Source organism: Pseudomonas sp. LF020, from assembly GCF_053456425.1.
Map to the genome: position 1 here is coordinate 375,937 of NZ_JBRFIX010000001.1, position 25,670 is coordinate 401,606.

The window sequence follows — 25,670 nt, forward strand, 5'->3', positions numbered from 1 at the left end:
CGCACACTTAATGGCCTGCTGTTGGCTGGCTTACGTAGGCGCTGTCGCGAAGGAACGATTTTAATGATGGCGCAGGCTTTCGATGGCGGCTGTGAAACCTGGAGTTCGATATGGGACACCTTAGCCTTGAGGACGTCTACCCCGACGACGTAAAAAAATACGGCCATCTGCGAGTGGGATTGACCGACCTCTACATAAAAGAAAATCACGCCACTTATGGTGTGGTTACGCGTGGCCAATACCTCGAACTGACCAGTAGCTTACTGCGCGACGAATCGGTGCAAATGATCATCAGCGCTAAGCTCGCCGCATTGCCAGAGGACTACGATCCATGGATTTGGCGGATCGAACGCAATCGCGCCCTACGCGCTAGTTATGGGGACAAATTCGATCCTTGGGGAGACGACTGAAGCCCCCGCGTCCAATCACCAATGCAGCGCCTCACCTTTTCGGCCGATCTGGTGGTAACGCATCTCATCGACCCATTGTTACTGTAGGCAGTCGAACCAGAAACTCCAGGCGGTTAGTCGTACTGGATACTAAATCAGCGTGCCAATGTACTCACTTGACCACCCGCTTTCATCCGTTCTGAACTGCCATTTGCATTGGACTTGACCTGTACGGTTAGCGCTCAGGAGCGGGGCGGAGCGATCCATTGCAGCGCATCGGCACCGGCAGAGATCGGACATTAACGGACGCTCATTCAGCAAGGCAAGCCATGGGCAACACAGTGGTAGCTTTCTCCCTTATGGGAATGCAAAAAAACCAAGGGCAAGCAGTCATCTCACTAGGCGTGCCGAACCATCGTGTCTCAGGTGACACTCAGTATTACTTAGGCCTAGTAAGACAGACATCCCCGAATGGAAACTACCGGCTCTTTGAACCTAAAGAGCTTGATCTTTAATCAAAAGTGCGCAAGATAAGCGCTCCAAATTTTGAGTATTCCAACACATGAGCAATAAAAAAATCGTAGATGACGTCGAACAAAACGTCAAATACCAGATAAAGAAGATTCACGAGATCTTTGAGGCTAGGCAAACTACAAATTTTCAGTATTTAAATGAGTTTCTACATCCTTCGAAAAAAATAGATGAAAAAAACTCCGTGTTGAATCAGGCGCTTTCTGATTCACTTTTAAATTCAATGGCAACCCTTATAGATTATTATAGTATTTGCTGCATGTTGAAACTCGGTGCTGCTGAGAGCAAAATAACAAAAGTTCAGTATCGCTCCCTCAATAATGCATTTTTAATCGCAAAATCCACGTATCTTGATAAGTCTGAAAAAGGCTTGGCTACAATTGATACGCTTTATACAAGGTACAAAAGCAAGCTGTCGGAAGATTCTAAACTGAAGTCACTCAATGGTCATGATCATTGGTTGGGATTTCTAGGCGATGCTATATGTCATTCCCTAAAAGAATACGGCGCATTGGAGAAGAGCGAATTCGAGTTATGTTACGATGAAGAAGAGGGGCGATTGAAGATAGATCCCAAGGTTGAGAAATATTACTTTTATATGCGGCCACTTTTTTGCAATCCTGCTAACCCTTCAGGGCTAAAGCACAACATATACATCGATATAAATAACTTCCTTAAACATAACGCTGTACCATATCTTTCCACCAAAGTTGAGATGTTTGAAGGTGAAGGTCGCATATTTTCATATTTCGAGATTAAGAACGAGCATGTTGGTTTTCTCAAGGATGGCATATTGAAAGATCTCGCCATATGTGACTTTGAAGAATTGAAGTGCGCACTGGAATTGAAAAAATCAAAACAAGATGACTGGGATTATCTCTGTGATTTGGAAAGGAAATGGGGTTTGGGGCGCGTCTTGACCCTAGATCCCGTGAATGGTTATATTGGTAAGGATAGAGAATCTCTGTATTTTTATATAGATTCTGTGCTGCTGGCGAAAAGCAAGAATGCGATATTAGTGGATGCTGAAAAAAGCTTTTTTACGGTATTGCAAGAGCTGAAGCGCGAGATTAAACGAGGACTTGAATTCTTTAAGGATTAGGTTATTTTTCACCGCCCATTGTGATCGAGTTCATCCTTTACTTCGAAAGGCTTAGGATTCAGGCAACGATGGGAGTTGAGTCTAAGCGAAAATCGTGCCATCACTACGTAATTAATAGTTTAAAAAGTTATGCCCATGCTGAGCCTTAGTTTTAAGTAGTCGGTCGTAACCGATTTTGCGTATTACATGTCGATAATGTAGCTCTGTTTATCAAGCCTCTTCAGGGTTGGCAGAAGAGACAAGTCACAATCTGTAAGGATTCGGCGCAAGCTTATGGAGATGATTAGTGAAGTATTGCGGTCGAGTTGAAGTTTTATTGTCGACTGAAGTTGAAGTGCTCGAGCAGGAATTTCATGACGCAGTTTTGCATTTGGCAAAAAATGATGCTTGCAATCTGGCGGCTTACCCTATAAGCGCGAACTCACCATTAGCGCTTCTGCCGGAGGTTCAGGTTTGTAAAAGACTAACTGATAATCTTCAGCCCTTCTTTGAAACTATTATATGCAGGCGGAACGAATTGAAAGTCGAGTCTGGACTTGTCTTAGCATTTGATGATCACGATCCTAGTGCACGAAAGGTCATAGGCTTCATAGACTTCATACCCAGTTTTTTTACCAAGATCACCGATTCAATGTGTTCAGTTGGTTCCATCGTTGTCGGCCCCTCACATCGTGGTAGGGGGGTTATGAAGGCGATGTTGGCAGCTCTTCAATCCCGTTACTCTGTTCTTGTGTTGGATTGTTCCGTGGAGCTGGTGCACATTTATGAACATCTCGGTTACTCTCCAACTGGGCCGACAACGGCAGGAACAAATGTTTCGATGTGTAATGGTATTGCTACAGGCCAAGTATGGGAGCCACCAAAGGGCATTAAATATAAAAAATTAATTAACGAGACGCTCTGTTCTATTCGTGAGCAGATCGGAGACGATGAATTTAATATGGCTTGGAGGGCCCTCATCGATGATAATGCGGCTCAGAAACTGAAGGTTAGCGAGTTTTTTGCGAAGCTGACTTCGTCTCATGTGTTACGGTATCCCGCACCTAGTTGAATTCAAGATATTTTTAGGGGTTTGACGTTAATATTGACGAAAAACTATGGGGTGCCCATGTTTTTGGCCGAAAGCTACCTATCACGAAAGGACAGCTATCGGTCGGGAGCTGTCGCCCAACACCGACTGCTTCCAAACAACTTACTGACCGTGTTTTAGGTAGGCGTCAGCACCCGCTGCAAAGCAGCAAACGGCTAACCATGTGATTCTCCGTCGCTGTGTTGATCCTCGGCGAGCTTCAATTCAATCTTGCTGTTGATTTCGCTGGTTTTGAGCTTGAAAGCAATACCATCCAGAGGTCCCGCATATAAAGTTTTCGCTCCCTCAGGCTTGCTCGAGTCGAAAACAAATCTGAACTCTTTTTGATAAGAATAGATGCTCCGCTTTTTAAAAACGGACTCAACCTCTCCGAAACTGCCATGAAAGGTCTCGGGATCAAAATAATCGACAAGGCCTCGCCAAGACGTATAGCCTTCCGACTTGGCGGCTTTGCTTACTTTATCGATGAAATTCGCGACCTTGATGATGAGAACGGCATGCTCTCCAAGCAAAAGCATTTCCTCGCCTAGCGTCGCGTGTACCTTCAACATTGAATTGATTTTCTCGACCACGCGCAGTCGCTCCTCCTCTGTTTCATACGATTCTTCGAAATCCGGTACGGTGACAGCGTACATACAGAAGGCATTCAAACGATCGTGCGCCGTACGCTGCATCACAAACGGGCCGGCCAGCCCTTCTATTGGAAAGGACTTCTCCTCCCCGTCTGGCGTCTTAAATAAAAACGTCAGAGATATTCGATCGGGTTGATGCCATTCCGAGGGTGCCTCGTATTGGTCGCCTCGTGCGACATCACCCTCTATCTGCTTGAACTGCCCAATCGTCTTACAGAACATCTCTCCTGCCTGAATGAATGAATCAGCGTATTCCTCCTTATCAAACACCTTAACTAGAAGAATTATTCTTTTGGGGGTCATAAGCCAATCTCAATACTGATTCGAACAAGCGTAGCCTACAGATCAAATTCGGCGTGGGCAGACGCAGCTTCCACTGTGCGAGTAGCCGATGACTCAGGACAATGCTCATGGTCGCGCTGGTACTCCGCCTTATCAAGGTACATGACGCGCGTCTGCTTCAAGCTTCTTGTTCGGCGGAGAACGGCGTTGTCATTCGGCCGCTAATGGCCGAAAGCCGTCATTCACTAGGGCGCTATTTAAGCCGTAATTGCTTATTGCGGCGACGTTATCGTGCTCTCACCGTCCACAGCTCATTTACCTTGGTCGTGTAGCTCTGACTCATCAGCTCTCTACGCATTGCCCAATCGGGCGCCGCCGGCACGCTGGCTAGCCGGATAACTCCCTTTCCCCAACGGCCATTGATTTCATCCAGAACGCTCATCACCTTGTCGGCCATCACTGGCTGCGAATGCGCGAACAAATCGTCGGTAAACTCGCCAGGTTGTCGGAGATCCATCAACAGAACCTCCGCTTTGCTGTACTTGAAGCCCGGTCGATACAGACGATTGACGGCTTCGGTCGCAGCCTTGGTCATGAGTCGAACATCGTTTGTCGGGTAGGGTAGTTCGACCAGCGCGCCGTTCGCATACTTCGCTTCTTCGGGATTGAACATGCCTGTCCTGATACTCACGCGGATCTTCTTGCACAGCGAGTTTTGCGCTCTGAGCTTTTCCGCCGCACGTTGGGTGTAAGTAGCGACGGCCTCCTTGATTGGCTCAATCTGCGTGAGCCTGGTGCCGAACATCCTGCTACAGCAAATCTCTTGCTTGGGTGGTTCAGCTTCACCCAGTTCCAGACAGGAGGTGCTGGCAAGCTCGCGAGCAGTTTTCTCGATCACCACACTGAATTTCTGCCGAAGCATCCACGGGTCGGCTTTCGCCAAGTCCATGGCTGTCTTGATGCCCATGACTTCGAGGTGAGCCTTCATGCGTTTGCCAATGCCCCAGACTTCGCCGACATCGGTATTGCGCAGTGTCCAGTCACGTTTGAACGGATCGCAGAGATCGACCACGCCCCCGGTAATATCCAGCAGACGTTTGGCTGTGTGGTTAGCGAGCTTGGCGAGAGTCTTCGTGCGCGCTATCCCCACTCCGACAGGAATGCCTGTGCGCTTGAGAAGCGTGGAGCGCATGTGCCTGCCAAACGCGGACAGATCTCCATGCATGCCAGTCAAATCGGCGAAAGCCTCATCAATGCTGTAGACCTCAATTACCGGCACCATCGACTCGATGATCGTCATAACGCGCTCGCTCATGTCGCCGTACAAAGCGTAATTGCTGCTGAATGCCACAACCCCATGCCGGCGTAGATGGTCTTTGATCTGGAAGTACGGCTGGCCCATTTTCACGAAAGGCTTGGCGTCGTAGCTGCGCGCAATCACACAGCCGTCGTTGTTGGACAAAACCACAATGGGTGTCTTTGCCAGGTCGGGTCTGAACACTCGCTCGCAGCTCGCGTAGAAGCTGTTGCAGTCAATCAGGGCAAAGACGGGCTCACGTATTGTCATGATCGCGCACGCTGTATTTCACCACACCCCAGATCACCAGCTCATCGCCTTCCATGACATGCCTTGCCGGATATCTTGGGTTCTCCGATACAAGCATCACGGCGTTCTCACGCAGAAGCAGGCGCTTGCAGAATGGCTCCGAGTTCAGCGCTGCGATGACTATGTCGCCGCTGACCGCATCGATGCTCCGATCAACGACCACCAAATCCCCTGAATAAATTCCGGCGCCCTGCATGCTGTCTCCATCAATTCTCACCAGGTAGACGTGCGGCGCGCGGATATCGAACAGCTCATCTAAGGAAATGTGTTTTTCGATGTGATCAGCCGCAGGGGAGGGGAAGCCTGCCGGCACCCTGGATGAATAGAGAGGCAGCTTCCTACCGCCAGACGCTAGAGGGCCGAGGATGGTGATGCTCATGATGCAAGCCTTAGGAAGTTGACTGTATATGCATACAGTTAACGATTTGGTTCGCTTGCGGTCAATCTCATAGGTACGACAATTCGACGGGTGACACCATGTGCGGACGCTACTCGATCTACGAATCGATGGATCACTACCTCAAGGAGCTTGCGCCAAATCAGCTGGTGATCAATGGCTATGACCTTTGGCCTGTCGAGCGGTACAACGTTGCGCCGTCGACGCGAGTGGAAATCTTCCGGCCAGTGGGAGAGGGCTTGAGTGTCGATAAGGTTAAATGGGGATGGGCGCCGTTCTGGGCGAAGGGAAAGCGCCCTGACCCGATAAACGCGAGAGTCGAGACCGTCATGACCGGGAAATTTTTCAATCAGCTCTGGCCAAATGGTCGCGTAATCGCGCCGGCGAACGGGTGGTTCGAATGGGTCAAGGACGGAGATGATCCAAAGAAAAAACAGCCCTATTTCATAACACTGAAAGAGCAGATACCGATGTTCTTCGCCGGTCTGGCTGAGGTGCACGAAGGTTTGGAACCAGATGATCGCGACGGTTTCGTCATCATCACCGCAGCGAGTGATCAAGGCATGGTCGATATCCATGACCGCAAACCTCTGGTTCTGGCACCTGAGCACGCTCGCGAATGGATTGATCCTGAAACTTCAGTTGAACGAGCGAAGGAAATCGCGATGGAGCACTGCCGACCAGTTACCGACTTTCATTGGTACAAGGTTCGCAAGGATGTAGGTAACGTTCGTAATCAAGGCCCGCATTTGATTCAGCCCCTCTCGCTGGTCGAAGACGTCGATGACTGATTTCAGTCGCAGTTTGAGAGACGGCGTATCGGAAGCTGCATGCCAGCGGACTGGAAGTATGGGGATGAGGAGGGGAGTAAGATTTTTCCATGCGCGGCCATCTGAATGTAAAAGCAGCCGGATTAGTCATGGAATTCCCGACGTCTATTCGTACTTGCCGGCTTCAGTCGTTGATTGTCCGACCTCAATCCAGAAGGTATTTCACCACCATCTAGCCGGGTCACCTACCGGCAATTGGAACGACCCCCTGTGCCCGGAAGTCTACCTGTTACTGCTTATGGGTAAGGTACAGAGCAATGGATAAGACCATCACCGTCGATCAACTCGCAACCACCGACTTAAGATCAATCAACGAGATATGGCTCGGCGAGACTCATACCCAGCTATGCCTTTGGCGTGGCGAACAAGTCTTCACCCACGAGATGATGAGCGAGGGCACCCACGATCAGAATGTCCGACGGTTGTGCTTGCAATTGGTCAACCCTGAAGATCATGTCGCAGTTGCCAGTGTTGAGTTGATCGTGCGCGAAAAGCTAAAAAGGATGGGGAAAGAGGGGGAGTTTTATCCGGCTGAGGAGGCGGATACTCATCTATAAGAAAAGGAGTATCGGCCACTCCCAAGGAATCAATCCAAGACCTACTGTCGCTCGGAAACAGATATAGGGTGGCGGGTATAAGGCCTCAAGCGCCACTCCTTGTAAGTGCGCCCCGTGATTTATGGTGTAACCTCTAGCTATTACTCACATCGAGAATTTCCATGTCTAAACTTGCCGAATTCCGCCAGCTTGAAAAACACCTCGCCGAACAGCTCCAGGCTCTCGAAGCCCTCAAGGGCGATGCTGGCCTCAAGAAAGAAATCGAGTTCGAAACGAAGCTGCGCGATTTGCTCGCAAAATACGGCTATAGCCTCAAGGACGTGATCAACCTTCTTGATCCGCAAGCAGGTCGTCGCGCTCCAGCCGCCGAGTCCAAAGCCGGTAGTCGCAAACCTCGCCAGTTGAAGGTTTATAAAAATCCTCACACTGGCGAAGTCGTTGAAACCAAGGGTGGTAATCACAAGACTCTGAAGGATTGGAAAACAAAGCACGGCGCTGCGACCGTCGAGTCCTGGCTGACCAAGTAATTTCGGGATGTAAGAACGTAGGGCCCTTCAGGGCCCTTTTTTTGTTTTGTAGTCAAACCAGTAGCTACTCTCCCGTGACTTGTTTTTGATCAATCCAAAGCACCTTATAAGTTATCCGGCATTAGGTGAGATCCAACCTCGGATACGCCCGGCGGAGGGAAGCCAACTGTCCAACAAGCTTCGACTTCAGCACTGCTTATGAGACCCATTGGATATCGCTGTAAAAGAGTAGCCTGGTATTCAGCTGTTCTGATCACTGGAGAATTACGGCTACAAAACGCACTTATGATCCTCCTTCGTGAGCTGAGGTTGGCAGCTATGCACCAAGTCTTTAGCCAGCACGCACTATTCATAAAGCCCCCTTTGAGCATCTTGGCGAAAGAAACCTAGGTGACGAATGTGACAGTTAGAAGACAGGGCGATGACGATGGATCAACGGTTATTGGCGACATTCTGGGCGACAGTTTTTGACCGCCTTAAGCTCTGAAGCGATGGGTAGGCCTACGCTGAGGTATTTCGAGTTTTTACCGTGACGAACATCTTGATGCGGTCATGGATTTCCTAGAGGGCATGGCGAAAAGGCTCAAGCTTTTCACTGGTAGCCGAATCCTCGAAGTTCCAAGTCATTATCTCTTCTGATGATGGCATCCGGGATGCTTCCTCAGATGATTTTTCACAGAAGGTGACAACATAGTGAAAATCCTGCCCCTGAAACTCGTCGATTGACTTGCTTCGTAGCCCAGTTGAATCGACGCCAATATGCCCGAGCGTTTCGAGCGTGCGCTGATCTGTTTCACCATAGTCACCCCACGTGAGCGGAAAGGGTTGCCCCCTCCGAAGTGGGGCAAGTCAACTGTAAAGTTGATGAAAATAACCATTGGCTACATTAGATATGCCGAATCAATTGGTGTTACCTGCATGAGGATGTGTAACAGAAATCCAAAGTCATCTAAACTTCGGCCAAATGATGGAGGTGTGTATAGGTTCCGTCAACATTAGGGCAGCCTCGGAAAATTAATATCGGGTAGGCGTGAGTTTTTGTCTTTTAACGGCAGGTACAGGAGTCGAATCATGGCGGATATTAAACCGGATGACCCGCTGATAAAAGTCGAGGTGGCAGCAGAACCCGCTAATGAGAATGCCGGACATACGACCGCTATAGAGACTTCAGCCACTGCTAAAACTGCAGAATTTGATCAGCCTGCAGAAGCTACCAACGCCGGAGCGAAAGTTGCTGAAACTGAAATAATTAGAGATAAACCAAAATTGTTATCTCTGCCGGACGGGACAGACAACAATCCTCCTGGGCATATTCCGCAATGGCAAACGAAAATTTGGGGAGGGGTTGCACTAGGTCTCGGCTTGTGTAGCTTTCTGCTTATATGTTTGGTCGGTTACTCTGTTTATAGCACCGCGACGATTATCACCGATAAGTCAGGAGCTGATCTATCGTTTACATTTGCAGGTCTGACACTGCTCAACACAACTCTTTTGCGGCTTTTGTCGATGCTTATCGGTTCAGGAATTATTTTTGGTGGTCTGGCTGTTTCATTTTTTTCAAGTAGCGACTCAAGTAAAATTTCTCTTCAAGCAAAAGAGACGGCCGGGGATACATTTAAAGCGCTGGTGGCGAGCAATACCCCTGGAATTGTTGGCATATTTATTGGAGGTGTCATAATTGTTGCAACGTTATATTCAAAAGGGGAGTACAACTATACTTCGCCAGAGCGATATACTTATTATCCCGGCGCCAGGCAGAACTCGAGCATCCCGCAAGTTGAAGTGACGGATATTCCTTCGGTTGAGGATGCTAAAAAGGCCAGAGCCACTCCACCAGCGGACACCACAAACGCGGATAAAACAAATGAAAACAAATAACTTGTTGATGGTGTGTGTGTTTATTCTATCAACTCCTGTGGCTGTATTGGCAGCAGACCTTGACTGTAAAACTGCTGATGACTTGGCAGCGAAATCGTATAACCGGGTAAGAGACTCCATTAAAGCTAAAGATCAAGCCGCTAGCGCCATGTATAGCAGATCGTTCTGGGATATTGAAGAATTGAGTAGACACTGTCCTGACGTAAAATTCTTTGCAGCCGTGCTGGATGGTATCGACTACACTAGAAAAGATACTGTTGTGGCTAACGTTACCAAGGGGGCTTCGTCGTTTCAGGCCGACGCTTCTGCTCCCGCTTCCATAGCCATAATGCCCAGGCAAGCCTATCAGCCATGCACTCCTCCATGTGATGGAGTGGTAGTAGGCTCAGGTGGTGGAAGTGGTGGAGGCCGTGCATTTGAAGTTCCTCCTGAACTGCGTGGCAGAGAGAGGGTTATAATTGAAATTCCCAATGATGCAGGTTCGAAATTTCAACAAGACAAAATAATCAAGTTTGATCAACAGAGAGGTCAAATTATGCATTAGAGCTAATGTTGAAATTAAATAAATTGAGCTGTGCGATTTAGGTGTCCACATAATCTTTTTTATTTTTTTTGGTCGTCAGTAGTGTAGGCTGCCACCTATAGATGTATTGCAGTAAACAAGTCAGTTGACATGTTCGGGCAATCTAGGATGAAAATAGCATTTTTCCTTCTGGCAAGTGTGTTTGGTACGGAAGATTTAGTTAAGATTTTGCCAATTATAAGAGGCCAATTTAAATCCTACGCATCCACTAATGCTGAGTCAGGATCTAATAGTAAATATGGGATGATTTCAGACTTCCACGAGCTTGCATAATACCTTTTGGCCTGGTCTTCAGCTAAATGTATAAAGCTTTCCCACTGTGAAGGATGGATGGTCTGGCAGCCTTCACTTGAGGTAGTATTGTAACCGCCGCGATGGATGTTAATTCCGAAAAAACCCGTGTCTAGGTAAGGCGGATCGCCGTCTCTAGTCACAGTAACTTTCCCTTCGCGCTGGCAGAGTGCAAGATAATCACCTTTATGATAGTCGAAGCGGTGCGCATACCATACCCCAGGGTTCAGCGAAGCCATACCTTTTTCAGCTCCGTCCCCTTCTCCTTTTCTATATTTAGACGGGTCGGTGTTGCCGTTGTAAGCGACCATTGCGTGAGGTGAATAAATAAAAATTGCATCATCATATATGCCTCTATCATTTACCTCTGGGGCGCCCATTTGATCTCTATAGTATCCTCTAATGCCAATAACTATAAGAGGGTATTTTTTTTGGTCAATATTATATGGCTCTAATAGCTCTTCAAGTTTTGAGGTGCTTAGCCTTGGTTTTTCTGGTGTTAACATTGCAATCTGCTCCACAATATTGAGTAGAATTACTAAAAAATCCGTACATATTTCAGTGTAGTTGATATTTTAAGCTGTGGGTGGGATATGACGAGCGGCGTTATGTCGATGTAGATCGTGTCACCTATCTTACAGTCTTAGTCTGCGTGGCAAAATCTTGATGACCCTCTACAAAATGCGATTGGCAGGGGTGGGGTTTGCTTGATTCCTGATAGGTTAATTTTTTCAAGGCGAGCAGCAACTGCCGCCCTCTTTGGCATCAAGCTCTACCGTTTCAAAAACCAATGGATTCCTCGGTGGTAATACAGAGTGCGTCAATACCATGTTTTTGAAGTCGTCCCATGGAAACTGAATTCCCGGGTCGTCTCTGCGTGTAGGGTCTAATTTTGCATGAGAGATCACGTGTTTGAGGTTGGGATACTTGGCCCAAGCGTAAAGCACAATCCTTGCCGTCATGGTCACTTGCCAAGTTGAAAATGGATCTTGGTAGTTCTGAACATCTTGGGTGTTAACTATTTCGATACCGAGGCTTCTGTTGTTGACATTCGGCCCATCGCCTAGAGCAGTCTCTGCGACAGTAATAGCGTCCCGAACATGATATGCGGCTTTCGCTTCTGCGACAGTTCCCCAAACGAAATGACCATGTTGAGGCTCCTTCTCGTCGGGAATGATCCAATGGGCACTTGCAACCTTCTGATGCCAGTTTTCTACCGCGTGGGATGTAGCGTATCCAGCTGTCGCATGGATGACGACTGTATCAATGGCTTCGAATACGTCTTTTCCTCGCGAGCGAGCCCGATTTTGATTAAGCCATTCGAAGTCCGGATGGAGTTCTTCTTGCAAAGGGGAGTAGCTTGGCCGCGCTTCAGGTGGCAATTGGAAATAATAGTCTATTGGCTTAGGCATTTCTGTCCTTTCCTATGTTGAGAGCACCTGGGCTGAAGCGTTTCTTCTTCTGAGTGGTGACTGATAGCATTCCGTTTGATACTGGCCATACAGAAAGACCGAAAATCCGCTCAAGTCAAAACTCAGCGTAGCTGGAATTTGTGATGAGCTATCACTTTCGAGCAGGAAGTTTTCCGGCTTACGACTATCATCAATTTCAGCCTTCTGACACACGAGATCGACGGCAGGGAGAGGAAATGAGGACGAGAGTTATTTTTTTATTGGTTGTTGGAGGGGTTGTTTCAGGATGCGGCCATCTAGCGCCAAATATCAAGGACTTGGAGGTGGTGGCCGACCGCCCCACGACCATTAGTAACTTTGCGATTGCCTCAGAAAAAACAATACTTCAATACAGGGCTAAAATTGCTAAGCAGGAGGAGAGAGAGTGGGACACTGGTTCTGCCAACTTGATCGGTGGAAGCATAGGGGCGATCGGTGCTGTGGCTCAATCAATTCCAGTCGCTGGAGCGGGAGCACTGACTGTCGGAGTGTCTACATTGGTCTCCAGTTTCTATGGTGTTGAGAAACAAAATGACGCATACACATCTGCCTATGTGTCGACTAAATGTCTGAGAGAGCTGGCTCTAAATTTGGATAGCCCTGCCATGGAGTTCGTTATCGCTCCGTCTGGAGGAGGAGATGCTACTACTTACGCCTTGAAGCTTTTAAATGCCGGAATGTATCGAGTGGAGGACAAGCTATTTGCTCGATTACGGAAAAGGGCTGTCAGTACCGCTCCAGATTTTGTCCAGTTCCAATCCTATCTAAAAATGGGGCTTGCATCCGCCAAAGCACCAATGGCCGGAGTCGACAAAAGTAAAAGTGTTGCTTTCATATTCAAATCTGATGGAACGCAGACAACGATAAGTAAAGAAGAACTGGAGCGCGTCCAAATCGCTGTTGGAAGGCTTGAGGCGGACGTCGGTGTCTGCGTCTCGGCAAGTTAAAGGCATGTATCCGAACACCAAGTATTGATTGATTAGACGTGCTTACAATTATGTGACTGCCATTGGTCTAGTTTACTCTCACACAGCGTCGATAGGCGTGTGAAGGGCTTGTGCGTGTACTTTTGTTATCGGAGCTTGATGGCATGTACAGCATGCCAGTGAGCGTATAGCGTAGGGATATACGGTGAGCCACTCTTGGCTCTCTTCATAACCTTTAGATCTGCTATGACAGGGCATCTGGACGCCTTCATTCCCCTTAAGTGTACCGTTTCGAAAATTATCCTAGATCCCAGCCCTGGCGACGATTCCGATCTAAGTGTTACACAGGGCAGATCGGGCGTACTGCAATGGTCTGATTCGCTCAGTCGTTCCTTCGGGCCTTGTGCCCGCCTATGTCTGGTGACCCAAACGGCCTGCTAGGTTCTGACTTAAGTACGCGCAAAATTATTGAGAATTATGGCGGGGCAATAATTATGGCTGGCCAATAATTTAAGTAATTCACAGACGTTTGCCCAGCGTGTCTCACCTCGCGTCGCTATCCGAGTGACTGCGTGCGTAGCCAGGCCATTACCTGTTCCTGCTTGTTCAAAATCCCTACCTTCGGCATCCCAGCATTGAGGAGAGTGAACAGTCATAGCCTGTCCTTCACATCATTGCGAGTCGTTGCTGGGCGTTATAGGAGGTACGCGTGGTCTTGGTTCATCCTTGAGTGAGCGCGTCACCATATCTGTAAACGAGGCTTCGGTTCTTCGTATTCATACCCGTTGAGAGGGACTTTATTTTGCAGGCACGATGCCGGCTGAAGGCTTGAGGATCAAAAAATCGACGTCCCAGGATCTCCTCCCAATCTAGCAATTCCTTGCTTGATATGCCCCGCATTCTCGCCAATCTTCTCCAGCGCAACACGTGCATTGTCGCAAGCCTCAGATGAACCACGCTGCTCCTCCAGCAGGACGAGCTCCATCAATGCCGCTTCGATTGCCAATTGGTTTTCGTAAATTCTTGCCAGTACGTCGGGAAGGGAATATTGCTCGGCCATGACTCGACTCCGTTCGGGTGAAAAGCAAAGCGTAGCAGGGGGTTGATGATGACCTGGGGATAATTGCTCGTCCCTTCGGCCCAATAGCCCCGGCTCACCTAATCAGCCGAGCATCTCCTTGATGATGGATGCAACGTTCCTAGCATCGTCTATCCCCCGGTGATAGATACCCTGCCAAACCAAGCCCAACGACTCTACCGTTTGCTTCAGTAATCTAGGTCGACCGTCATATAAACCTGCATGCCATTTCCTGGCATTGGAATGTGGCAGGCCTTCGAGCAGGGAAGGGCAGGTACCAAAGCCAGCATCACGCTCAAGCTGCCTTGCATCATAGTCACCCCACGATGCCCAGCAGCGTTTGGGGACTCTACTGCCCGCTCGCGAAGCCACCGAACTCCAAACAGTTCCTAACACCCCGGTTCGCGCTCGGCTGAGCCCGCTCCTTTCTGCTAAAACTCAAAGGCATCTCTCGCAGTGAGCGCGTTGTCGATCCGGCACTTGAGATCTTCCGCAAATTCACTGATGTTACGGATAGCTTGATGCACCTCCTGCGAGGTCAGCTCGATGGGCTGGTCGTCGACAGTCTTGCCGTTGCGGTGAACGATGTCGTGACGCTTGCTGCAGATGCGACCGATTTCACTCAGTCCAATGCCTTTCATGTGCTCGCCGAACATGGCGTTCAGTACTTGATTGATCGTCGCTACGTTGTGGAAGCTCAACTCGTTTAGAGCTTTCAGGACGATGACTTCTACAACCTTCGGTTCCTCCGCAATCTGCTTGAGGGTGACTGTTATACCGCTCAATTTCTTGTATCCGGCTACCAGGTTCATCAGAAGTATCTGCTCGCTCACGAGAAGCTTGCGTACGACTGAGCTTATCAACGCTTCCATCAGGGTGACGGTATGCGCGTAGACGACCTTGTTCAGGGTGTCAGCATGTTGGCTGCTACCAAGAGTCAACAGACTGGAAGCCGTCGCCAGATCAGCAGAAAACTCGTGGAAGAACTCGCTATGCGAATGTTGATTTAGCCATTCGAACTCAGCCTCTTCGGCATCAAGCATGGCCGAGTACTCGCCGGCCAGTTCCGCCCATTGCTCCTCATCTTCATCGGGATCGACCTCAATTCCGTACTGCTGGCGAATCCATTCGATGCAGTTTTCCTGTTGTACCTCGAAGAAATATTCCTTGATCGAGCTCATGTGATTTCTTGTCCTTCGACGGTTATGGGGTGGCCGCCGCTGTTGGCTTCGCGGTGATATTCAATCAGTCACGCAATTGAGCGGCGAACAAGGTGTTGGTCTGTGAATGTTCATCAGTGATCATACCCAGCTTCCACATGCCTGTACTTTGCCAGCATTATGCGAAAGGATGATGAGATCGCCATGGCTGTAAAAAACGTTTGCTTTAAGTGCGTGATTGATCCGTTCTTGGGTGGGCAGATCCAGCGTAAAGGAACCTCCAACTCCTGCAGCCTTTGTGCCTCGAAACGCAAGTGCATACCGCTTACTGAGATCGTCACCCGTGTGGAGAAGATTCTGCAGCTATACATCTACGAAGGTGTCGATTTTCGCTGGAGCGGCAGCGGCGCCGAGCAGTACCAGAAAGGTGAGTGCATCGACATCTGGGTCAGCGAAGTATTTGGGTGTGACAATATCGAACCTATCGTACGGGCAGTGTGCAGAGAGCTGTCTTCATACAGCGATGACATGAACTACTCCGGGTTGCCATTCAGACCGGATGATATTGGCCACCAGTGGGGCGAATTCCAGGAAGGGATGAAGCAAGCGCAAAGGCTTTCCTAGATTGGCTATTCGAAGGTCTAGACGGCTACTCCGTCTCATTGGACGAACACGCCGTTGTGCGAATTCTGACGCCCGAAAATGCGCCTCCGATTTACCGTGCCCGCACCTGCATGACCCCCGAAAGTGTCGGTGAAATTACGGCTAATCCCGGGCGTAACCTTGCGGCGCCCCCGAAGGACTAAGCGGGAGAGGGGAGAATGAACCCAGCTGGCGTGCCTGCGTTTTATGGAGCTTTAGAACGACTGACTTGCATAACTGAGCTGCGCCCTCCGGTGGGCGGAACAGTAGTTAGTGGAGAGTTCAGATTGAACAGGGAGGTCAGGCTGCTGGACTTCGGGCGGTTCGAGAAGGCGGATCTGGGGCCTGTGCCGAGCTTCTTTGATCCCAAGTGCTTTGCAAAAAACGGGCGTAGAGATTTCCTGAGGTATCTGCACGACGAGATCACGCTCCCCGTGCTACCTGGTATGGAAAGAAACTACCTGACGACCCAGGTCATCGCCGAGTACCTGGCGACGCACTGCAAGCCACGGATCGATGGCGTAATTTTCAAATCGGTACAGGAAAAATCGGGTACCAATATTGTGCTGTTTTCGCATGTAGCGTGCGCTGCAGAACCCATGATGTGGCGGTTTAAAGGGGGTATGGGAATCGGAGGTGCAAAGTCATCCGATGCACCTTGTATCGAATATGTGCGCGGCACCCTTGTGTATCACGCGATTCGTGGAGTTGTTTACGATCCCGTAGATGAACCATTGGCAGAGGATGAGCCAGAGACTGAAACTGCTCCTCATGAATGGTGACCTGGCGACGCTGTCAGGCTGACCAGGGCGCGACGATAGCTCGAACCGCCATGTAGCCGAAGCTGACTTACCCTCTCCATGCCATCATTATATGGTGTGCATATGGTGAAAAATAACGCCATATATTGTGTTCGCCACTTCGCCTGCTAGGCTCACAGGACAGTCTCCAAAGTAGGGGGGTCGCATGACAGGCAAAGGCAAAAACCAGCACGTTGTAAAGCGAGAGGACGGTTGGGCGGTGCGCGGCGAAGGTAACACTAAAGACACCTCACACCACCGAACACAACAGGAGGCCGCAGAGGCGGCACGGGCCATCGCTCAGAATCAGAAGAGTGAAGTTCTGATTCACGGCAAGGACAACAAAATCCGCGCTCGTGACTCGTATGGCAATGATCCTCATCCACCGGAAGGATAAAGCTTAGCCATTCAACAGGCAAAGGCGGCTATATGCCGTTTCTCGCCTGTGTTCGAATCCCAGCTTTTTTGTCAGTCCCATTTCCTCTCGGAGAGGTAGTTAATGGCGGCACAGCAGTCCTATCGGCATCATTACGTTCCCCAATGGTATCAAAGACGTTTTCTCGCGCCTGGGGCTTCGTCCTTCAAAGTTCTCGACTTGAAGCCTGAAGTGTTCAGAGATAAATCAGGCAGAGTCAGAGGCGTTGCCCGGTCGATATTGGATAAGGGGCCAGATGCATGGTTTTTCGAATCGGAACTCTACACTGTCCGTGCATTTGGTACCGCTAATGACGATATCGAAACGATGCTGTTTGGAGTTATTGATGAGTCCGGTAAGGAAGCTGTGGAGGCGTTGGTAAATGAGGACTGGGATAAAGTGCATAACACGTATTCGATTTTTTTCGAGTACATGGACGCCCAAAGATTGCGCACACCAAAAGGACTGGCGTTTTTATCTCTGGTTGCTAAGGCGAGAACGCAGTATGAGTTAATGATGCAAATGCAGGCGCTACGGCGTATGCACTGTACGATGTGGGGGGAGGGGATCATTGAGATATTCTCTTCAGAACAACCGGATGTGAATTTCATCTTTTCAGATCATCCGGTGACCTTTTTTAACCGCTTTGTGTTTCCGCAGGACAAAAGGGTTCCTGTTGGCCAAGATCCTCTCCAACAGTGGATGGGGACTCAGACCATCTATCCGCTCAGTCGAGATAAGTTACTGGTAATAACTCATTTGGAATGGGCGCGTAAGCAGGGAGAGCATCGAGCAGTTAAACAGAGGACTAATGCTCGTCTGTTCGACAATCCAATTGTACGGTACGACAATGTGAGGCGTGCTAGGCAGCTGTCCGCCAAACAGGTAAGAGAGGTTAACCTAATCATAAAACTTCGAGCTCATCGTTATATCGCGGGTGGAAGTGTTGATGAGCTCTATCCAGAGAAGTATCTTAAATCTACATTGTGGAACAAGATCGGTCTATTTCTAATGCCTGACTCACTCCATGTAGCAATGGAGGGTGGAAGTATGTTTTTGAAAACGAAGGACGGTCATTATATCTTTCAAGACGAATTTGGACGCCGCCCTACCTCTAGGAAGGAACATGAAGCCAAAGTGCTTGAAGCCAAAGCCATGGAGGCCCATGTCAAAAAGCTTCTAGCGAATCATCATGCAAAAGAGGCGAACAGGGAGTCAGAACATGGGGCGTCATAGGCGGCCCGCTTCTCTGATTTCGCTCACCGACCGAATGCAGGACGAAAGTAGCGAGTGAGTTCTTCATCGGATCAGCAGGTGCTATGCGGTAAGGCGTCACGTGCTCCCACGGGCCTCGGATGTTCAACGTTCAATGTCGAGCAAATTGCGTCTGCCTCCGTCCTGACTTTGAAGACACCATGCTTGCTGGCTGATCCTCCCTCTACAAGATCAACAAGTCTGTATCGCTTGCTGCCATCGTCCAGCGTAGTGGTTTCAATTACTCTAAATCTCTCGTGCATGGTGGCTTTCCGTGCATGAGATTGGTGCCCTACAAGTACCGGCAAAAGGAGACGATTTCAAGAACGGGTCATCCGCACTAGCAATGGTGCTGTCAATAAATATGAGCAAGCGGATCACTTTCAAAATATTTCCACGTGACCTCCTTGAAACACTCTGGGTCGCGAAGAAAGCGTGCGACCATACTAACGTTATCAGGTTCGAATTCCTCAACGAGAATAAACCACAACACCTGCCTGGCGGTTTGGATAAACATTCTGTCGCGAGGCTCTTTTACTAGGAGATGATAAAGTAACCCTTGAAGAACATAGCTTTTCGCTCCGGCGTATTCTCTAATCTTAGCTACTTCAAATTCAATATCTCTCTCAATGTGTCTCATTGCTTCAGCAAACTGGCCAATATTGTCAAAAGAAAAAAGATTACGCCCGGTTATGAGCTTGTACAAAAGAAGACCCATCGCCCAGGAGTCGTACTTGTTATATTCAGATCCAGCTCTGTGCCAATCCATAAAGGTTTCTGGTGGCAAGTTGTAGAATGAGGCTGTAATTTGTCGACCCATCCCATTGTGAATTATAGAAATGTCATCACTTTCTTCGGCATAGCTTGCCTCAAGCTTGGAGTGTGACTGCCCCCAGTCAAGAATTATAACCTTAAAGTCAGGCACTCTTGTGCGCAAATCAACTTCTTCATCCAGGAGCATAATGTTTCCCGGGTGAAGATCGTGATGAACAGTAAATTTACTAAAGTGTTCGGCGGCACCAAACACCCGATAAGCAATTTTCAGGCGATCCGTCAGACTGGCTTCATCAAAATTTTTGTCCAGCCAATCTGAGAGCAACTGTCCTTCAATTTTTTCAGTTACTAAGTATAAAATGCTACCATCGAATAACTCGCCATGATTTATATAATTTGGTGTTTTTTTTATTATATTGTTAGCCCACATCTGCTCTTTGAGGAATCTACATTCATTCCGAAATCTTGCCGCCTCGAGTTCGGAGCGCGGAAAAATTGAGAGCTTTACGAAAATATTTTTACCGGTTGACTCATCAATACCAAAAAAACTAGTCGAGCTTTTCCCCCCAGATACCTCCTCCAATAATCGGAAGCGGTTATCTATGAGGCGGAGGCCAGTAAGCTCGAAAAAGTCATGTTTGTTGACACTGCTTTCATTATTCATTAAGGTTTTCGTTTTAATATTCTACTGGGGATAAAGTGCCAAGCTTATATCGTGGCTTTTCAGAAAAACTTAACACGGCAGATCAAGTCAACAAATTTTATCACGCATCCCGCGCGCCGATAAATACAAATATTGAGATTCATGAAGCCGCAGATCTCTGGTTTTTTGAGAAATTTGGCATCTACGCAAGAAGCAGTTCATTAATATGTACCACGGACTTCTCTCAGGCAACTTCTTATGGTATAGCGTATCGAATATTGCCAGAGCCACCATCGCCGATGATCTATAGTTCTTCTATGAGAGACTTCTTGGAACATGAGAGTGATTTGGATGTTTTGAACGAAGAAAGTATCCGTGCTTGGTTAGAAAGTCAGCGCTTCAACTTGGTTTATAGCACCTCCGATATAGACCCTGGTTTTTTGGGGGAGGTGATGGTCGCTTGCAAATGCTATCGAGCAATTCCACGGTCTTAGCCAATATATATGAGAAATAAGACGCAAACACCGCATCACATAGGCTAACGAGGTCATCGCTAGTAGTGTGAGAAACGGTCATCGGCTCTCGGTCGACCTCTAAGTCCGGGCTGTCCATGGGGAATTTCGTACCGCTTAATCGCTTCTTCGGGCACCCGGGCCCGGCTCCCCTCTCAGGCGATTGTTTCCTTCACGATGGAAGCCACATTTCTCGCGTCTTCTATCCCACGATGATATTTACCCATTCAAACCAAGCCCAGCGACTCAACTGTTTGCTTAAGTGATTTGGGTCGCTCGTCATATAAGCCCGAATGCCATTTCCTAGCATTGAAGTGTGGCAGGCCCTCGAGCAGGGAAGGGCTCCCAGCTAAGCCAGCATCGCGGGCAAGCTGTCTTGCATCATAGTCACCCCATGATGCCCAGGCCGCATCTGGGTATCGCTCAATGAAAGCTGCTATCTCCTGGCCAACCTCCATATAGGTTCCTGCGCTGTCCACATCCGCCTGTTGGATGGACGTGAGTTTCATGCAGAAGTCGGTAAGGGTGGGATGGATCTGAGGCCGCACGAAACGCTGGAATTCATCGACGATTTCAAGCGTTTTCAGATCGATGACCACCAAGCCAATTTCAATCGTTTCCATCTGATCCGGGACGACTACGAGCGGCCTTGATGTTTCCGATTCATCAACCTCATCACAGGTTGCCTCAAGGTCAACGCAATAGAGATAGCGGTATGGCGCAAGGAGGTTTTGGATTGCTTGGAGATGAAGGAACTTTGCTTCGATGCTCATGGCATGGGAGACCTTCCTTGGAGCTTGTTTAGATTAATCTCCCCATCTAGGTCGATTGAATCACTCACTGCCCACGACGAATCGCCTAGGGCACGGGTCACGATATACCCACAACCATTACGGACGTAATTATCGATCTCGTACCTGCGCCACTCGATCATCGCATGGGCATCAACCTGAAGTGGCTTGCGCTCGATGAGCCAAGCTACCGCATTGAGAAATTGTCCGTGCGAAAAGACTAGGATGTCTTGTGCCGGGTGCGTGGCTAGGCGATCCAGGAAAGATCGTGCGCGGCCCACAAACTCCAGAAACGACTCAGCACCTTCTCCATCAATGTAGGCCGGATCTGCGTTCGCCCAATACTGTTCGACCCATGCTTTCCGTTGCCCTACGGTGGTGTTCACACACCTGGTCGGATCAAGGTAGGTGAATTCCTCGATGGGCCATGTCTCAAATGGAACATCAGGGAATACGGAGATGGTCGCGTCTGCGGTCGCTCGAGCCCGAGAGAAAGGGGAGGCAATGATTAACTCAGGTGCACTGCCGACGGATTGCGCCACTCGTTTAGCTTGTTCGATGCCCTTTTCTGTGAGCGGAATACTTGCGTGATCAAGGGTAGCTGCACCGACATTGGCCGCGCTTTCTCCATGACGCACTAGCCTGACATTCTTCATTGACTTACCTGTCGTTTCGCCGACGCACGACACCAGTATCGTTGCTAGGGGCATGGCTGGAGTTGAGTTGGGGGTGATGGGGTAACATCTAGGCTTCTGAAAGCTCGATCAAGTGAGCTCCATTATTGCCCGCATCCAAGGCAAGCGGGTAATAAAGCAGGGAGGGGAGCTGGTCGGAGTACGACATCGTGGCTTCTTCCGTTGAAGAGAGACGCGTCGCAATCGCTGAGCCGTACGTGAGGGGGGGGGCTTCGTTCCTTCGGGCCTTGTGCCCGCTTATGACTGGTGACCCAAATGGCCTGCTAGGCTCCGATTTTGATACGCCCAAAATTATTAAGAATTATGGCGGGGCGATAATTATGGCTAGCCAATAATTTAAATAATTCACAGTCGTTTGCTCGAGCGTGTGTCACTTCGCGCCGCTATCCGAGGGACTGCGTATGTAGCCGGGCGCTTACCGTTTCCTGCTTGTTCAGAATCCCTAGCTTAGGCATCCCAGTATTGAGGAGAGCGAGCAGTCGTTGTCTAGGCTTCTGATTTCGTCCTGGGCCAGCTGTCGCTTGGAGTCGATTAGCATTCGGGCTGCCGTCTGCAGCCATTTAGGACGAGTATTCAGCCATGTCTCAAAATCATCAGCAACTACCGGCCCTGCCTCAACCTTCGTCATGGTGCGCTTCTCTCAAGAGGGAATCGCTGAGCGTAGGCACTGAATGGCTTTTTAGTGTTATTTGGCCAAAAAAATGATTGCCAAATGTGGCTGGTAGGATGCTTGGTGGATGTGGTTCGTAAATAATCTCCCAGAAACTAAAGCTGTCGTTACTCTCAAGAGGGCCTCGCTTTGCTAATGTCTGAAAAAAAAATCGAATTGAGGAATTTCTCTAATGTTCAGGGATTGACCCGCTTGGCGTAGATACGATCCGATCATCGCGGACTCAGAATTGATCTGGGTGTTATTATATAACAGTTACTTATCATGTCTCTCGTAATAGTCTAGGATGGCGATTATGGCGCGTAGTAAGTTAGACGCGTCTATTATAATTTTCCAGACCTTGCGCATTGTTGTCATCGTTTTTAATTCTCATTTCTGTGTAAGTGGTGAGGCTGCAGGTTGCGGATTTTTAGTTTCGTCCCCATAAAATTTCTGCTAGCTCTTCTCTTACTTCGGATACCTCAATAGATGCTATTGAGTTGGGTGCAATGTCCATAATGGTGTCAAAATAGCAAAATGCAGTTGCGCTAAGATCGCTATCATGCAATTCGATGTGGTACTCATAGTCCGCCGAAAAGCGTGATCGCATAGTGGGTATTTTTAAATCGCGAATTTTCTTATAGTTTTTCAGCGTGAGATGTGCGCCAAACATACAGCTGTCAAATATCTTATTTTTGTGTGCTCGAGTTACGTCTATCTGCCCTCGTGTACTTGGGATGGTCGAGAAGTTAGTAAAGAGCACGTGCATTGAATCTGGCTTCTCACCGTTTATCCGGCTAATTTGATTGTAATAGCTTTGAGTGCTGCCGGGGGAGTATTGACAGGTAGCATCTACTAGCAAGACTATCTCGTCTGATTGAGCAACCGTTTGGTAGAGGTCTCTATTAAGGTCTAGAAGGATCAAGTCGTAGTTGTTTTTTATAGCGTCGAAAGTAAGTTTAGAAGCTTTTTTTCGAGCAATTATCTCTTTGTCATCAAAAATCGAGATAAACGTGGTAGGGTTTTTGCTTCGCTCGTAGGCATCTTCTAGGGTCGATATCTCCCCTGCATACATGACAATGTCGTGTTCGTCGTAAAAATCGATTTTAGATGCAAGACGATTTGAATTTTTTACAGATATTCTATCTTCTTCGGAGTATGAGCGGAATACATCGTCATTCGCGACGACTGCTACTTTTAATCCGTTCTGTGCAAAGGATGCTGCTATTGCAACAGTTATTGGCGACTTTCCAATTCCCCCTTTATAAGCGGTGATGCTGATTACCTTTGCATGAGGCCATGTAATCTTGAACTTCCGCAGAAACTGCGAAAATATGAAATCTGGGATTCGTACCTTAGACTCCTCGCTTTCATATCCACGCCAAGATTTAATGCATCTCCCTACGGCTATGGCGGCTTTTTCTGCGGAGATGCCTTTCGATTTCCTCAGCGCCTTTAATTGTTCAGGTCGGATCTTCTGTACCATCGTGTTTGCCCTCGTTTGATGTGCAAAATATACGGCAATCAACTTCGAGCCGAATAGAGGAAACGGCTTCCTCTTGACGATGCTTTGGAATTGTGGGTGAAAAATCTATTCGTCATGAACACCATGTCGAAAGCTAGACTAAGCTGCGGCGCAACTCCACCAGCCCCGAGTAAATTCGCAACATGCCAATCACCGCTTTTTCATCGTCCCGTGGTTTTTAGTTTGACGTGGAGCAGCTCCCGGCTCGCATGTCAGAGGAGTGAGCGCAGTCTGGCTTGGACAAGGGCGTGGCCATTACTGAAGTGTGGAAGTCCCACATTGCGACTGACCTCGAATGCGCGTCGTGCTTTCGCTACGGTGCCGAGGTTGTTCGGGCCGGCAGGTCATAATAGACGGACAGGTCGTTCGCCCCCGGCATATTTGCTGCTGCATAAAGGTCTGTCAGAATATTTTCAACAGGGCCAGCACCTGCCGAGTCACGGGGAAAAGGATCATCAGGGATATGGATCTAGTTGATACGCTGCGAAACAAAATTCAAGTGCTGGGCAACGAGGAGTGCGTCCCAGGTCTCAAAGCGGTTTTGCTACATATCGAAACGGCTTTCCAGCATTTATCAAGAGGTCAAGAGCAGGGTGAGGATACTGCGTTTACCGACTCGATTTATCGTACCAATCAAGCCTTTGAAGGCAGTGTCAAAGAAGCTTACAGGGTTCTCGCTGGAAAAGATCCTGACCGAAAAAAGCCCTTCGAAATTGAGCGCTACCTCGAAAAAACAAGTCTATTTAGGCCACGGGTACTGTCGCAACTGACGACCTATCGAACGGAGTGGAGGAACCCTTCGGCTCATGACTACAAATTGAATTTTGATGAGAGCGAGGCGTTTCTTGCGATCGTATCCGTCTCTGCTTTTTCATGTCTTCTACTCGATCAAATCACTGAGCGAGTCGCGTTCAATGCCGCTCAGGCTGAAGCCGAACGGGAGCTACAAGCCGCCATCGAGGCTATTCAGGCTGCGAAACATGCAGGGCTATTGGACTGGGTAGCTGAGCTGTTTGCGCGTTTCCTGTCCCACTCGGCCGAAGATTCTAAATCTGGCCCAGCGCTTCGCGAGGCGCAGTTGATCGGTGGCGTTTCAGGTTATATGAGCACCGTATCACCTGAGCTCGTAGTCCGATCCCAAGAGCGTATGGGCCATACGCGAGCAGACCTAATTGTGGAGTTCGGTGAAGACAGGGTGGTGGTCGAATTTAAAGCAAGGTATCACCCAGAGCTTTTACGATCGGCGCTGATGCAGCTGCAGGCGATCATGCGCTCGCATAAGGGAGGGCTGACAAAGGGTCTAATTGTCATGGGCTCTCACGGTACGATGAAGCACATACATCTCGCACCAGTCATCGCAGGAGCTGAGTTCATTGCGCTGGTGCCCATTGACGCTAGAGTACCCGAGGAAATGCAAGCATCTTCAGGGCAAGGTAGCCTTTTGTAGCCTGAATCAGCCAAGCACCTGATCCTTTCCCGATCTATTATCGAAGTGTCCCCTTCGGCCATCTAAGGGGGCATCACCCACGATAGGCTAGACCCCCGCTTGCCAAGCTACAGATTTAGACGACACCACCCTTTAGTTTCTGGTGTGAGTCGCCCATGCAGGTTTATATGAGGAAACCCGCCATTTGCCGAAAACGAATCACTCTAGCGTTCA

25 protein-coding genes are annotated in these 25,670 nt (G+C 48.8%); 14 read left to right on the plus strand and 11 right to left on the minus strand.

What is annotated here, in order from left to right; translation table 11 throughout:
* The first annotated feature begins 110 nt into the window (after positions 1–110).
* The 3 genes from ACU680_RS01735 to ACU680_RS01745 all read left to right on the plus strand — a co-directional run bounded on the left by ACU680_RS01735 (position 111) and on the right by ACU680_RS01745 (position 3,073).
* Positions 111–410 (plus strand): hypothetical protein, encoded by a 300-nt coding sequence (locus ACU680_RS01735; RefSeq protein ID WP_448178484.1) that lies wholly within the window; start codon positions 111–113, stop codon positions 408–410.
* Between the two features lie 541 nt (positions 411–951).
* Positions 952–2,022, plus strand: coding sequence for a hypothetical protein (locus ACU680_RS01740; protein WP_448178485.1), 1,071 nt, complete (start codon positions 952–954; stop codon positions 2,020–2,022).
* A gap of 286 nt (positions 2,023–2,308) precedes the next feature.
* Positions 2,309–3,073 carry a GNAT family N-acetyltransferase gene (locus ACU680_RS01745; protein ID WP_448178486.1) on the plus strand — a complete coding sequence of 255 codons (765 nt, stop codon included), beginning with the start codon at positions 2,309–2,311 and terminating at the stop codon, positions 3,071–3,073.
* A gap of 194 nt (positions 3,074–3,267) precedes the next feature.
* Here the strand turns inward: ACU680_RS01745 and ACU680_RS01750 are convergent, their stop codons facing one another.
* The 3 genes from ACU680_RS01750 to ACU680_RS01760 all read right to left on the minus strand — a co-directional run bounded on the left by ACU680_RS01750 (position 3,268) and on the right by ACU680_RS01760 (position 6,011).
* Positions 3,268–4,047, minus strand: a complete 780-nt coding sequence (locus tag ACU680_RS01750) for a hypothetical protein (RefSeq protein ID WP_448178487.1) — start codon at positions 4,045–4,047, stop codon at positions 3,268–3,270.
* Positions 4,048–4,312: 265 nt separating this feature from the next.
* Positions 4,313–5,593, minus strand: a complete 1,281-nt coding sequence (gene umuC, locus ACU680_RS01755; protein WP_448178488.1) for a translesion error-prone DNA polymerase V subunit UmuC — start codon at positions 5,591–5,593, stop codon at positions 4,313–4,315.
* Positions 5,580–6,011, minus strand: coding sequence for a LexA family protein (locus ACU680_RS01760; protein WP_027613517.1), 432 nt, complete (start codon positions 6,009–6,011; stop codon positions 5,580–5,582). Before ACU680_RS01760 ends, umuC begins: the two co-directional genes overlap by 14 nt.
* A 98-nt stretch (positions 6,012–6,109) precedes the next feature.
* Between ACU680_RS01760 and ACU680_RS01765 the strand changes: the two genes are divergently transcribed.
* From ACU680_RS01765 to ACU680_RS01785, 5 genes are all read left to right on the plus strand, one after another.
* Positions 6,110–6,820 carry an SOS response-associated peptidase family protein gene (locus ACU680_RS01765; protein ID WP_448178489.1) on the plus strand — a complete coding sequence of 237 codons (711 nt, stop codon included), beginning with the start codon at positions 6,110–6,112 and terminating at the stop codon, positions 6,818–6,820.
* A gap of 296 nt (positions 6,821–7,116) precedes the next feature.
* The gene (locus ACU680_RS01770; RefSeq protein WP_448178490.1) at positions 7,117–7,416 is read left to right on the plus strand and encodes a hypothetical protein; all 300 of its coding nucleotides are present in this window, start codon (positions 7,117–7,119) and stop codon (positions 7,414–7,416) included.
* 161 nt (positions 7,417–7,577) lie between these two features.
* Positions 7,578–7,943: a histone-like nucleoid-structuring protein, MvaT/MvaU family gene (locus ACU680_RS01775; protein ID WP_448178491.1), complete on the plus strand. Its 366-nt coding sequence runs from the start codon at positions 7,578–7,580 to the stop codon at positions 7,941–7,943.
* Between the two features lie 1,071 nt (positions 7,944–9,014).
* On the plus strand, positions 9,015–9,821 hold the full coding sequence (locus ACU680_RS01780) for a hypothetical protein (protein WP_448178492.1): 807 nt from the start codon (positions 9,015–9,017) through the stop codon (positions 9,819–9,821).
* Positions 9,808–10,365 (plus strand): hypothetical protein, encoded by a 558-nt coding sequence (locus ACU680_RS01785; protein ID WP_448178493.1) that lies wholly within the window; start codon positions 9,808–9,810, stop codon positions 10,363–10,365. The genes ACU680_RS01780 and ACU680_RS01785 overlap by 14 nt, the downstream gene beginning before the upstream one ends.
* A 236-nt stretch (positions 10,366–10,601) precedes the next feature.
* On the opposite strand, the gene ACU680_RS01790 is transcribed toward ACU680_RS01785, so the two are convergent.
* Both ACU680_RS01790 and ACU680_RS01795 read right to left on the minus strand, forming a co-directional pair.
* Positions 10,602–11,201, minus strand: coding sequence for a hypothetical protein (locus ACU680_RS01790; RefSeq protein ID WP_448178494.1), 600 nt, complete (start codon positions 11,199–11,201; stop codon positions 10,602–10,604).
* A gap of 225 nt (positions 11,202–11,426) precedes the next feature.
* The gene (locus ACU680_RS01795) at positions 11,427–12,107 is read right to left on the minus strand and encodes an N-acetylmuramoyl-L-alanine amidase (protein ID WP_448178495.1); all 681 of its coding nucleotides are present in this window, start codon (positions 12,105–12,107) and stop codon (positions 11,427–11,429) included.
* A gap of 143 nt (positions 12,108–12,250) precedes the next feature.
* On the opposite strand from ACU680_RS01795, the gene ACU680_RS01800 reads away from it, so the two are divergent.
* On the plus strand, positions 12,251–13,093 hold the full coding sequence (locus tag ACU680_RS01800) for a hypothetical protein (protein ID WP_448178496.1): 843 nt from the start codon (positions 12,251–12,253) through the stop codon (positions 13,091–13,093).
* Between the two features lie 814 nt (positions 13,094–13,907).
* Here ACU680_RS01800 and ACU680_RS01805 read toward each other — a convergent pair.
* Both ACU680_RS01805 and ACU680_RS01810 read right to left on the minus strand, forming a co-directional pair.
* A complete protein-coding gene (locus tag ACU680_RS01805) occupies positions 13,908–14,132 on the minus strand; it encodes a hypothetical protein (protein WP_448178497.1) in 225 nt (74 codons plus the stop codon).
* Positions 14,133–14,581: 449 nt separating this feature from the next.
* Positions 14,582–15,331, minus strand: a complete 750-nt coding sequence (locus ACU680_RS01810; protein ID WP_448178498.1) for a hypothetical protein — start codon at positions 15,329–15,331, stop codon at positions 14,582–14,584.
* Positions 15,332–15,514: 183 nt separating this feature from the next.
* On the opposite strand from ACU680_RS01810, the gene ACU680_RS01815 reads away from it, so the two are divergent.
* The 4 genes from ACU680_RS01815 to ACU680_RS01830 all read left to right on the plus strand — a co-directional run bounded on the left by ACU680_RS01815 (position 15,515) and on the right by ACU680_RS01830 (position 18,403).
* Entirely contained in the window at positions 15,515–15,934 is a 420-nt protein-coding gene (locus ACU680_RS01815) for a hypothetical protein (RefSeq protein ID WP_448178499.1), read from the plus strand.
* Between the two features lie 197 nt (positions 15,935–16,131).
* The gene (locus tag ACU680_RS01820) at positions 16,132–16,734 is read left to right on the plus strand and encodes an RES family NAD+ phosphorylase (protein WP_448178500.1); all 603 of its coding nucleotides are present in this window, start codon (positions 16,132–16,134) and stop codon (positions 16,732–16,734) included.
* A 184-nt stretch (positions 16,735–16,918) separates the two neighbouring features.
* Entirely contained in the window at positions 16,919–17,149 is a 231-nt protein-coding gene (locus ACU680_RS01825) for a DUF2188 domain-containing protein (RefSeq protein ID WP_448178501.1), read from the plus strand.
* A 102-nt stretch (positions 17,150–17,251) separates the two neighbouring features.
* On the plus strand, positions 17,252–18,403 hold the full coding sequence (locus ACU680_RS01830) for a DUF4238 domain-containing protein (protein WP_448178502.1): 1,152 nt from the start codon (positions 17,252–17,254) through the stop codon (positions 18,401–18,403).
* Positions 18,404–18,776: 373 nt separating this feature from the next.
* Here the strand turns inward: ACU680_RS01830 and ACU680_RS01835 are convergent, their stop codons facing one another.
* The 4 genes from ACU680_RS01835 to ACU680_RS01850 all read right to left on the minus strand — a co-directional run bounded on the left by ACU680_RS01835 (position 18,777) and on the right by ACU680_RS01850 (position 23,971).
* Positions 18,777–19,859: a protein kinase domain-containing protein gene (locus ACU680_RS01835; RefSeq protein WP_448178503.1), complete on the minus strand. Its 1,083-nt coding sequence runs from the start codon at positions 19,857–19,859 to the stop codon at positions 18,777–18,779.
* Between the two features lie 718 nt (positions 19,860–20,577).
* A complete protein-coding gene (locus ACU680_RS01840; protein WP_448178504.1) occupies positions 20,578–21,123 on the minus strand; it encodes a 3'-5' exonuclease in 546 nt (181 codons plus the stop codon).
* Complete coding sequence (locus tag ACU680_RS01845; RefSeq protein WP_448178505.1) at positions 21,120–21,797, minus strand: histidine phosphatase family protein; 678 nt, start codon at positions 21,795–21,797, stop codon at positions 21,120–21,122. Before ACU680_RS01845 ends, ACU680_RS01840 begins: the two co-directional genes overlap by 4 nt.
* Positions 21,798–22,915: 1,118 nt before the next feature.
* Positions 22,916–23,971 carry an AAA family ATPase gene (locus tag ACU680_RS01850; RefSeq protein WP_448178506.1) on the minus strand — a complete coding sequence of 352 codons (1,056 nt, stop codon included), beginning with the start codon at positions 23,969–23,971 and terminating at the stop codon, positions 22,916–22,918.
* Positions 23,972–24,473: 502 nt separating this feature from the next.
* Between ACU680_RS01850 and ACU680_RS01855 the strand changes: the two genes are divergently transcribed.
* On the plus strand, positions 24,474–25,457 hold the full coding sequence (locus ACU680_RS01855; RefSeq protein WP_448178507.1) for a hypothetical protein: 984 nt from the start codon (positions 24,474–24,476) through the stop codon (positions 25,455–25,457).
* Positions 25,458–25,670: the final 213 nt, after the last annotated feature.